Origin of the sequence: Pseudomonas sp. 65/3-MNA-CIBAN-0223, assembly GCF_040310425.1 — a bacterium.
GTDB classification, from domain to species: Bacteria; Pseudomonadota; Gammaproteobacteria; order Pseudomonadales; family Pseudomonadaceae; genus Aquipseudomonas; species Aquipseudomonas gregormendelii.
Genome location: NZ_JBEOPV010000046.1, coordinates 1 through 1,901 on the forward strand (window position 1 = coordinate 1; position 1,901 = coordinate 1,901).

Genomic DNA, 1,901 nt, shown 5'->3' on the forward strand with positions numbered 1-1,901 from the left:
GTCACGGTGTAGATGACTTTGCCGCCTTCGGTGACGTTGGTGGTATCCACGGTCAGCTTGGCCACGACATCGTTGATAGTGTCAGTGATAACGACCGAAGCCGGATTCCCCAGAACCACATTTTCCAGCGCCGTACCGTTGGAGGTTGCACCGGCAACACCCAGGTTCACAGTGCCGCCGTCTTTGTAGACGTCATCACCTTGCGGCGCGAGGGTGTGGACTTTTTCGGTTTCGCCTGCAGCAAAAACCACAGTCTGGCCGTTGCTCAGGGTCACGGTGACTGGCTGAGTCTGGGCTTTATCCAGCTTGATGGTGAAACTCGCATCCTGGTTTTCCAGGACCGGGCCGTTGCCAGTGATGCTGATGTTAACCGCGTCGCCTTGACCGGTAGGTTCATCAGTAACGGTGGTTTCCAGCGAGTTCTGACCCAGGGTCAGTTGCTCGAAGTTGTCTGCGCCGGTCACCGATTCCAGTTTGTTAACGATGGTCGGTTGACCGCCGACCAGGATGTCGTCCGGAACAACAATGGTCGCGCTGCCGACGTTACCGTTGGCTGGCACTTTGATCTGGGTGCCGTCAGTCAGGGTGAAGGTCAGTTCACCGTGGTTGTTGATCGGCAGGCCTGCTGCGTTGGTCAGGGTCACGGTGTAAGTAACCGAACCGCCTTCCGCCACAGTGGTTTTATCCGCGGTCAGAGTCGCAATGACTTCGCTGATGGTATCGGTGATAACGACCGAAGCCGGATTCCCCAGAACCACATTTTCCAGCGCCGTACCGTTGGAGGTTGCACCGGCAACACCCAGGTTCACAGTGCCGCCGTCTTTGTAGACGTCATCACCTTGCGGCGCGAGGGTGTGGACTTTTTCGGTTTCGCCTGCAGCAAAAACCACAGTCTGGCCGTTGCTCAGGGTCACGGTGACTGGCTGAGTCTGGGCTTTATCCAGCTTGATGGTGAAACTCGCATCCTGGTTTTCCAGGACCGGGCCGTTGCCAGTGATGCTGATGTTAACCGCATCGCCTTGACCGGTAGGTTCATCAGTAACGGCGGTTTCCAGCGAGTTCTGACCCAGGGTCAGTTGCTCGAAGTTGTCTGCGCCGGTCACCGATTCCAGCTTGTTGATGATGGTCGGCTGACCGCCAACCAGGATGTCGTCCGGAGCAACAATGGTCGCGCTGCCGACGTTACCGTTGGCTGGGACTTTGATCTGGGTGCCGTCAGTCAGGGTGAAGGTCAGTTCACCGTGGTTGTTGATCGGCAGGCCTGCTGCGTTGGTCAGGGTCACGGTGTAAGTAACCGAACCGCCTTCCGCCACAGTGGTTTTATCTGCGGTCAGGGTCGCAATGACTTCACTGGTGGTATCGCCAACAACAACTTGAGCCTCGGTACCGATGACCAGGTTCTCGAAGGTCTTACCTTCTACCACTGCACCAGTAATACCCAGCTTGATGGTCTCGCCATCTTTGTAAACGTCATCGCCCTGAGCGGGCAGGGTGTAGGTGGCTTCAGTTGCACCAGCCGCGATAGTCACGGTCTGGCCATTGCTCAGGGTCACGGTCAGGTCTTGATCCAGCTTCTGATCAACCTTGATTGTGAAGGTCGGTGCGGCGTTTTCCAGCACATCGCCGGCGCTTTCGATTGTCACAGTGACGGTATCGATGCGGTCGGTGATGGTGGTAACAGCCGGCGTAGTACTTGGCACCAGGTTTTCGAAGTTACCGCCAGTAGCGCCAGTGATCGTAGTGCTGACAGTGCTGCCGTTTACATAGACGTCATTCGCCGGAGTCTGGACCACGACGGTGCCGGTGGTCTGACCCGCACCAATTGTGATGACCGAGCCATTGCTCAAGGTCACAGTCACCGGAGTGCCGGCAGGATTGGTCAGGGTCGCGGTGTAGGTAAT

At 57.0% G+C, this 1,901-nt stretch carries 1 protein-coding gene; it reads right to left on the reverse strand.

Annotated features, from left to right (window positions below):
• The coding region (locus AAEZ09_RS27820) for an immunoglobulin-like domain-containing protein (protein WP_350601569.1) at positions 1–1,901 on the reverse strand (1,901 nt) is incomplete at both ends.